The following is an 8,718-nucleotide window of genomic DNA, read 5'->3' as shown; positions in this document are numbered from 1 at the left end:
GAGGCCGCGCGAATTAGCCCCGGCTAGGCGTTCGCGTTGGCGAACGAGTCCAGGCTGCTCGTGGCGTCGATGTACTCGGTCACCCACCGCTCGATCACCGCAGAGGTCTTCTCGACCTTGCGGAACTGCCCGACCACCTGCCCGACCGGGTTGAAGGCGACGTCGATGCTCTCGTCGGGGTACTTGTGCGTCGCGGCCACCGCCATCCCGGAGACCATGTACTGCAACGGCATCCCCAGCGGATCGGGATTCTTCGGATCCTCCCAGGCCTCGGTCCAGTCGTTGCGCAGCATGCGGCACGGCTTGCCGGTGAACGATCGGCTCCGTACGGTGTCCCGGCTGGAGGCGTCGATGTAGGTCTGCTGCTGGACCGGGGTGTTCTCAGCCTCCTCGACCATCAGCCACTGCGATCCGGTCCACGCGCCCTGCGCCCCGAGGGCCAGCGCCGCCGCGATCTGCTCACCGCTGCCGATGCCACCGGCGGCCAGAACCGGAACCGGCGCAACCTCTTTGACGACCTGCGGCCAGAGCACGATGGAGCCGACCTCGCCGCAGTGACCGCCGCCCTCGCCGCCCTGGGCGATGATGATGTCGACACCCGCATCGGCGTGCTTGCGGGCCTGCTTCGGCGATCCGCACAGCGCGGCGACCTTGCGGCCGGCGGACTGGATCTTCTCGATCATGTCGGCGGGTGGCGTCCCGAGGGCGTTCGCGATCAGGGTGACCTTGGGGTGCTGGAGCGCGATCTCGACCTGCGGCGTGGCAGTGGCCTCGGTCCAACCGAGAAGCTGCAGGGAGTTGTCACTGTCCTCGTTGAGCGGCACGCCGTGGTCACGCAGGAGCTTGCGTCCGAAGTCGAGGGTCTCCGCCGGCACCATCGACTGCAACATCTTGGTGAGTTCCTCGCCCGACATGTTCGAGTCCATGCCCTCGTACTTGTTCGGGATGACGATGTCGACGCCGTAGGGACGGTCGCCGATGTGCTCGTCGATCCAGTTGAGCTCGATCTCGAGCTCCTCGGGGGTGAAGCCAACCGCGCCGAGCACTCCGAAACCGCCCGCCTTGCTCACCGCGACCACCACGTCCCGGCAGTGGGTGAACGCGAAGATCGGGAACTCGATACCGAGCTCGTCGCAGATCGGGGTGTGCATGGAGGACTCCTCGCCCGTCAGAAGAACAACCAGAATTAGAACGTGTTCTACTCTGGATACCAGGCGAGGCGGTCACGGACAAGCGAGCGGGGAGAACTCGGGTCCCGGCGCCGGGAGCGAAGCGAGCGGGCCGAATCGACCCGGCGCCGGGAGCGAAGCGAGCGGGCCGAATCTACCCGGCGCCGGGAGCGAAGCGAGCGGGCGAATCTACCCGGTCACTGCCGGTAGGGCTGCCTCGCCGTCTCCGGGCTGCCGTAGGTGATGGCGCGCTCCCGCCGAGTGTCGGTGAGCAGCGTTGCGCCCCATGTCATGACGGTTCCCATCCGGTTGCGGACACCCGCCAGGAAGGCGATGTGGATGACGCCCCAGGCCACCCAACCGAGGAACCCCGACAGCTGGAGCGGGCCGGACTGGACGATCGCGTGGCGGCGGGCGATGTAGGCCGCGGTCCCCAGATCGCGGTATCTGAACGGAGTTCTTTCCCGTTGGCCGGCAACAGTTTCCGCGATCACCGCCCCGGCATGCCGGCCGCCCTGCATCGCCACCTCGGCGACCCCGGGCAGGTCTCGGTAGGAACTCATGTCGCCGCAGACGAAGATGTCGGGATGGCCCGGGACCGAGAGATCGTCCTCGACCGGTATCCGCCCGCCGCGGTCCTGTTCGACACCCAGCGACCGGGCGAGTGTGGTGGCGAAGGGGACGGCCTCGACGCCCGTCGTCCACAGCGTCGTGCGCGCCGGGTAGACGTTCTTGGTCCCGTCGGCCTTGCGGGTCGTCTCGACGTGGTCCTCTCCGACCCCGGTGACGTGCACGCCGAGGTGGGTCTCGACGCCGAGGCTGTCGAGCGTGCGCTGGGCGCTGTCCGAGAGCCGCGTCGAGAACGACGGCAGCACGCGGTCGCCGCCGTGGAGCAGCAGCACCCGCGCCTGCGCCGGATCGATCGCGTCGAACTCACGCTCGAGCGCCAGGGTCGCGACCTCCCGGATCTGTCCGGCGAGCTCGACGCCGGTCGGGCCGCCGCCCGCCACCGCGAAGGTGAGCCAGGACCGCTGCTCCTCCGGGTCGGTGATCGTCTCGGCCATCTCGAACGCGGCCATGATCTTGCGGCGGATCGACAGCGCGTCATCGAGCGTCTTCATCCCGGGCGCGAACTCCGCGAACGCCTCGTTGCCGCGGTAGGCGGTGCGCATGCCGGCGCCGACCACGAGGTAGTCGTAGCCGAGACGGAACGACGACCCGTCGATGCGGTCGACCGTCACCTCGTGACCCTCGACGTCGATGCCCGACGCCTCGCCGAGGACGACGTCGAGGTTCTTGTGCCGACGGGTCAGATGCCGAACCGGGCTGGAGATCGCGCCCTCGGACAACAGACCAGTGGCGCACTGGTACAGCAGCGGCTGGAACAGATGGCTGGTCCCGCGGTCGACGATGGTGACGTCGACCGGCTCGTTCTTGAGCCTGCGGGCGCAGTGCATACCCGCGAATCCGGCACCGATCACAACAACTCTGGGTCTCGAGGGGGCCATTCGACCGATTGTTCCAGACATTTCGCGGTTCTCGACGGGTGTTTACCGCCTCTACGGACGGGTATGCCTCGCGACGTGGAAGCCAAAGTCACCTTGACCGTGAACGGTGCCGAACACGACGTCGTCGTGGACACGCGAACAACACTGCTCGACGGTCTGCGTGACCGGCTGGGCATCTTCTCGCCCAAGAAGGGCTGCGATCACGGTCAGTGCGGTTCGTGCACCGTGCTGGCCGACGGCAGGCGCATCGTCAGTTGCCTGTCCTTCGCCGTCTCCTACGAAGGCAGCGACATCGTCACCGCCGAGGGCCTGGGCGACGGTGACGAGCTACACGACATGCAGCAGGCGTTCATCGACGAGGACGCCTTCCAATGCGGCTACTGCACACCCGGCCAGCTGTGCTCGGCCATCGGGATGCTCGACGAGGCGAAACAGGGGTATCCCAGCCACGTCACCGAGGACCTCGACCCGTCGTCGAGCGGCGACGCGAGTCCGTTGGCCGACGACGAGATCCGGGAACGGATGAGCGGCAACCTCTGCCGATGCGCGGCGTACCCGAACATCCTCGCGGCGATCCGACAGGCGGCCGATCGATGATCCCGTTCACCTACGAGCGTGCGACCGACGTCCCCGCCGCCGTGAACTTCCTGCGGGATCACGACGGCGCGAAGCTGATCGCCGGCGGCACCAACCTGGTCGACCACATGAAGCTGGGCGTCGCCGACCCGCCGGCGCTGCTCGACATCTCCCGCCTGCCGCTCGACGACATCACCGAACGCCCCGACGGCTCGCTCCGGCTCGGCGCCACCGCCCGCAACGCCGACACCGCCGCCCATCCCCTCGTCCGGCGCCGCTACCCCGTCCTGGCCCGCGCCCTGCTCTCGGGCGCCTCGCCGCAGTTGCGCAACCTCGCGACCAATGCGGGAAACCTGTTGCAGCGCACCAGATGCGTCTACTTCCAGGACGTCACGACCCCGTGCAACAAGCGGACACCGGGCTCGGGCTGCTCGGCCGTCGGCGGATACACGCGGTATCACGCCATCCTGGGAGCATCCGACACCTGCGTCGCGACCCACCCCTCCGACATGGCGGTGGCCCTCACGGCCCTCGACGCGCGCATCGTCGTGCAAGGCCCCGACGGCGAGCGCGTGGTGGACATCGGTGACTTCTACCGGCTCCCGGGTGAACATCCCGAACGCGACACGGTGCTCGAGCCGCACGATGTCATCGTGGCCATCGACGTGCCACCCCCCCTGCCCGACTCGTCGTCGACCTACCGCAAGGTGCGCGACCGTGCGTCGTACGCCTTCGCGCTCGTGTCCGTCGGGGCCGAGGTGAGCATGGACGGCGACGCCATCGGCGAAACGCGGATCGCGTTCGGCGGTGTCGCGCACAAGCCCTGGCGGGCCGCGCGGGCCGAAGAGGTGCTGCGTGGTCAGCGCCCTTCGACCGAATTGTTCGCCGCGGCAGCCGATGCCGAACTCGGCGAGGCCCGTGCACTCGAGGGCAACGAGTTCAAGGTGCCCCTCGCACGCCGCACCCTGATCGCCACCCTGCGGGAGCTGAGCACTCGATGACCGCGATCGGTACCTCCCACGCCCGCATCGACGGCGCCGACAAGGTGCGCGGCACCGCGCCGTATGCCTACGAGCACCTCACCGAGGCCGCGTACCTGTGGCCGATCACCGCGACCATCGCGCGCGGACGCATCACCGGATTCGACACGACCGCAGCCGAATCGACGCCCGGCGTGCTCTTCGTGCTCACCCCGGACAATGCACCGGAACTGGCCGACACCTCCAGCGGCGACCTCACGATCCTGCAGTCGCCCGAAATCGCCTACCGCGGGCAGCTCGTCGGCGCCGTCGTCGCGGAGAGTCCCGAGACGGCGCGTGAAGCCGCCTCGGCGGTGACCGTCACCTATGACGAGGACGCCCACGACACCGAGTTCCGCGTCGATCACCCCGACAGCTACCGGCCCGAACAGGTCAACGGCGGGTTCGAGCCCACCTCACAGGACGGCCACCCCGATCGAATCCTGGACGAGGCGGCCAGTACCGCCGGCGGGGACACCGTCACGGTCGACCAGTGGTACTCCACCCCGGAGGAACACAACAACCCGATGGAGCCGCACACCGTGGTGGCCACCTGGGATGCGGATGCCGCTGTCCTCACGCTCTACGACTCGACCCAGTCGACCCAGGGCGTGGTGTCCTCGCTGGCGCCGGTGCTGGGTCTCGAACCCGAGCAGATGAGGGTGATCGCGCCGCACGTCGGCGGTGGATTCGGGTCGAAGGGCTCGCCGCACTCGCACGACGTGCTCGCGGCCATGGCGGCCATGCGCCTGCCCGGTCGTCCGGTGAAGTTCGCGGTGACCCGGCAGCACATGTTCGTCTACGTCGGACACCGCGCGCCCACCCAATCCCGTCTGCGGCTGGCCGCCGATCGCAACGGCCACATCACCGCGATGGTGCACGAGGCGTTCACCCACAGCGCACACGCCGGGGAGTTCGCCGAGCAGGCCGCGGTCACCTCACGATCGATGTACTCGGCCGACCATCGGCGGACCGATCACCACGTCGTCCCCCTCGATGTCCCGGTCCCGTTCTGGATGCGTGCGCCCGGCGAGGCTCCGGGGATGTTCGCCGGCGAGGTCGCCATGGACGAACTGGCACATGCCCTCGACCTCGATCCGATCGAGTTGCGTGTGCGCAACGAACCGCCCGAGGACCCCGAGACGGGCAACCCGTGGTCGTCGCGGCGGCTGCTCGACTGTCTCCGCGAGGGAGCCCGACGATTCGGCTGGGAGCGGCGTGTGGCGGAGCCGGCGGCCCGCCGGAACGGTCGGCAGCTGGTCGGCCTGGGGGTCGCGTCGTCGACCTATCCCCACATGGTGCAGCCGGGCAACGCGGCGTCGATCACCCATCGCGACGGGCGGTACACGGTCCGGATCGCCGCCACCGACATCGGCACCGGTGCGTGGACGACCCTGAAGATCATCGCCGCCGACGCGCTCGACGTACCCACCGACGTCGTCGACATCGAGATCGGCGACAGCGCGCTGCCCAGCGCGACCGTCGCCGGCGGTTCGTCGGGCACCTCGTCCTGGGGATCGGCCATCGTCACCGCCGCGCATCAGTTCCGTGCACGTTTCGGCGACGATCCGCCTCCGGACGCCGAACTCAGCGCGGAGGCGGCGGACAACCCCGATCTCGAGAAGTTCACCGTGGCCTCGTTCGGCGCGCACTTCGTCGAGGTCGGCGTCGACATCGACACCGGGGAGATCCGCATCCCGCGCATGCTCGGGGTGTTCTCCATCGGCCGCGCCATCAACCCGCGCACCGTCCGTTCGCAACTCATCGGCGGCATGACCTTCGGTATCTCGATGGCGTTGCACGAGGAGAGCGTCCGCGATCACCGGTTCGGCCACGTGGTCACGCAGGATCTCGCCGAGTACCACATCCCCGTGCACGCCGACATCGCCGACGTCGACGCGATCTGCCTCGACGACCGCGACGAACACGCCACCCCGATGGGTTCGCGCGGAGCGGGCGAGATCGGGATCGTCGGCAGTGCCGCCGCGGTGGTCAACGCGATCTACAACGCCACCGGGGTACGGGTCCGGGACCTGCCGGCGCACCTCGACGATCTACTCGGCGGACTGCCTGACCAGTAGTCGCCGCCCTGCGGTGCGGAGTCAGGCCGCGCCCGGGTAGCTCGACCACCCCGGTACCGGCTGCTGGGCCGGCCACGGCTCGGTGTCGGCCATCGGCAGCCAATGCGGCATACCGTCCGGAGTCATTGCGGCGCATGCCTTCTGATCCGGGGTCGGCGTCGGATACAGGGCCGCGAAGTCGTAGCGGGAGGTGTACCAGCCGCCGAACACGTCGGCGCCGGGCGTCCGCTCACCCCCGCGTGGTGCGGCCGCGGGATCGGTTCCCACCCGGCGGATGTCGATCTCCACCGGCCGCGGGGTGTCGTATCCGACGGTCCACGCACCGTTCTGCTGCACCGACCGATACCCGTGACGGCACATCACGATTCGCGCCCAACCGTTGTCGTCGACGCGGCGCAACCCCTGATAGAAGGCGGTGCCGACCTCGCGGCCCGAGGTCGACTGGATCGTGGGGTACGCCGTCACCATCTGGTCGATGTTCGACGGCGCGGCGTCGGCGAAACCGGGGTAGCCCCACCGCGCCGACCGTCCGGCGTTGGCGAGTTCGAAGGACTCGGTGAAGGCTCGGACGAAGGTGCCCTCGGCGGACTGCGGATCGAGGACACCGGTCGCGGTCCAGCGGAAGGTGGTGTCGAATCCGGGCGGCAGATGCGCGTCCTGCGCGGCGCGGGCCGGCGGTGTCCGCTCCGGTACGTCGGGCCCGGTGGCGCATGCCGCGAGGCCGGCTCCCACGACGAGCGCGGCGAGAATCGCGGTGAGGCGTCGACGACGATCGTGCGCCACGGTGATCACCCGCTTCGACGAGAGTGCGGTCCGTTACCCGGCTATGTCTGCACCCTAGACATGGACGCTTGTCCCACGTGGGATCACCGTGCACCGGAACGGCGACGAGAAGGTCTCGAAATGGGCACGCTGAACCCAGGTCAGGGCCGCTTGTCGATGTCCACGCCGGACGCCAGATCTCCGCACTCGACGCGGGTCACCGCCCGGGACCGGAGATACACCTGAGCACCCACGTCACCATCGACCACACGCAGAGCCGGTCCGAAATGGTCGGCACCGATGTACACCGGGTGCCCCGGACTGCCGTCGAAGACCGCTCGCGCGAGAAGGGCGCGGTCACCCGATGCCGCGCCCAGGACGCGGGCGACGACGTCGGCTCCCGTGGCCGGGGTGTCGACCACGTGCACGGTCAGCCCCGCCGCGTCCGGTCGTCCCATCGCCCACCGCAGGGCCGCCGCCACCGTGGCGCCGACGCCGTCGGCCCAGTCCTCGACAATCAGCGTCTCGGCACCGGCCGGTGGTTCGACGACCGCGGCGCCCATGGCGACCGTCACCTCGGAGCAACCGCCGTCGCGCAACGCCGCGACCGCCCGCTCGAGCCACCGGCCGTCGTGCGCGAGGATCTTCGGCATCCCGTACCTGGTCCCGGCTCCGGCGGCGAGTACCACACCGAGCACCCGTCCCGCGGGGTCGTCCGGGGGCGCTGCCCCGGTGACGTCGTCCATCGCCCCATCTTCCACGCGCCGTCTGCGCCCACGCCTCCTAGGCTGGTCATCATGCGGCTCAACGAGACGGACGACGACGAAGCCCGTGCAGCGCTGCGCAGCTGTTGCGCATCGACGGCCTGGATCGAGCGCATGATGCTCGCGCGGCCCTTCGGCGATGTACCCGCTGTGCTCGATGCCGCCGATCGAGCACTGGCCGAGATCAGCGAGGACGACCTCGACGAGGCGCTCGCCGGGCATCCGCGGATCGGTGACCGGCCCGACAACGCCTCGTCGGCGCGCGAACAGTCCGGGGTGGCGGGCTCGTCGGCCTCGGTGCTCGCCGAGCTGAGAGACGCCAATGTCGCCTACGAGGCGCGGTTCGGGCACGTCTACCTGGTCTTCGCGAACGGGCGGCCCGCCGACGAGCTGCTCGCCATCCTCCGGACGCGGATGACCAACGACGCCTCCACCGAACGCCGGGTACTGCGTGCGGAACTGGCGAAGATCAACCGCGCCCGCCTGCTCCGTATGCTGTCGACCGAGCACGCCGCCGACGAAGGGATTTCGAGATGACCGGTCTGTCCACGCACGTCCTCGACGCGGTGTCGGGTTCACCCGCCGTCGGCCTCGAGGTGTCCCTCCAGGATGCGTCGGGGACCGAATTGTCCAGCGGCAGCACCGATTCCGACGGTCGCATCACCTCAGTCAACACCGAGGCGCTCGTCCCCGGGATCTACCACCTCGTCTTCGACACCGGGAACTGGTTCGCCGACAACGACATCAAGGGTTTCTATCCCGAGATCGACATCTGTTTCGAGATCGACGATCCCGAGCGGCATCACCATGTACCGATCCTGTTGAGCCCCTTCGCCTAC

General features: G+C 69.1%; 9 protein-coding genes. 5 read left to right on the top strand and 4 right to left on the bottom strand.

Annotated features, from left to right (window positions below; genetic code table 11):
- Positions 1–23 precede the first annotated feature (23 nt).
- The gene (locus M4D77_RS22900; RefSeq protein ID WP_055475085.1) at positions 24–1,151 is read right to left on the bottom strand and encodes a nitronate monooxygenase; all 1,128 of its coding nucleotides are present in this window, start codon (positions 1,149–1,151) and stop codon (positions 24–26) included.
- Positions 1,152–1,366: 215 nt separating this feature from the next.
- Positions 1,367–2,677: an NAD(P)/FAD-dependent oxidoreductase gene (locus M4D77_RS22895; protein ID WP_259937539.1), complete on the bottom strand. Its 1,311-nt coding sequence runs from the start codon at positions 2,675–2,677 to the stop codon at positions 1,367–1,369.
- A 75-nt stretch (positions 2,678–2,752) separates the two neighbouring features.
- On the opposite strand from M4D77_RS22895, the gene M4D77_RS22890 reads away from it, so the two are divergent.
- The 3 genes from M4D77_RS22890 to M4D77_RS22880 are packed head-to-tail and all read left to right on the top strand — an operon-like array spanning position 2,753 to position 6,353.
- Entirely contained in the window at positions 2,753–3,274 is a 522-nt protein-coding gene (locus M4D77_RS22890; protein ID WP_259937538.1) for a 2Fe-2S iron-sulfur cluster-binding protein, read from the top strand.
- A complete protein-coding gene (locus tag M4D77_RS22885; protein WP_259937536.1) occupies positions 3,271–4,254 on the top strand; it encodes a xanthine dehydrogenase family protein subunit M in 984 nt (327 codons plus the stop codon). The genes M4D77_RS22890 and M4D77_RS22885 overlap by 4 nt, the downstream gene beginning before the upstream one ends.
- A complete protein-coding gene (locus tag M4D77_RS22880) occupies positions 4,251–6,353 on the top strand; it encodes a xanthine dehydrogenase family protein molybdopterin-binding subunit (protein WP_259937534.1) in 2,103 nt (700 codons plus the stop codon). The genes M4D77_RS22885 and M4D77_RS22880 overlap by 4 nt, the downstream gene beginning before the upstream one ends.
- Before the next feature lie 21 nt (positions 6,354–6,374).
- Here the strand turns inward: M4D77_RS22880 and M4D77_RS22875 are convergent, their stop codons facing one another.
- Together M4D77_RS22875 and M4D77_RS22870 are read right to left on the bottom strand one after the other, a co-directional pair.
- A complete protein-coding gene (locus M4D77_RS22875; protein WP_226512943.1) occupies positions 6,375–7,145 on the bottom strand; it encodes a hypothetical protein in 771 nt (256 codons plus the stop codon).
- Positions 7,146–7,276: 131 nt separating this feature from the next.
- Entirely contained in the window at positions 7,277–7,861 is a 585-nt protein-coding gene (locus M4D77_RS22870; RefSeq protein WP_065630744.1) for an NTP transferase domain-containing protein, read from the bottom strand.
- Positions 7,862–7,912: 51 nt separating this feature from the next.
- Here M4D77_RS22870 and uraD point away from each other — a divergent pair, with 51 nt between their 5' ends.
- Positions 7,913–8,416, top strand: a complete 504-nt coding sequence (gene uraD, locus M4D77_RS22865) for a 2-oxo-4-hydroxy-4-carboxy-5-ureidoimidazoline decarboxylase (RefSeq protein ID WP_226512942.1) — start codon at positions 7,913–7,915, stop codon at positions 8,414–8,416.
- Positions 8,413–8,718 (top strand): hydroxyisourate hydrolase (gene uraH, locus M4D77_RS22860; protein ID WP_259937531.1); only part of this gene is annotated, 306 nt, incomplete at its 3' end. The genes uraD and uraH, both read left to right, overlap by 4 nt.

The organism is Gordonia sp. p3-SID1431 (assembly GCF_025143765.1).
Lineage (GTDB): Bacteria > Actinomycetota > Actinomycetes > Mycobacteriales > Mycobacteriaceae > Gordonia > Gordonia hongkongensis.
This window is presented reverse-complemented; position numbering and strand designations above follow the sequence as displayed.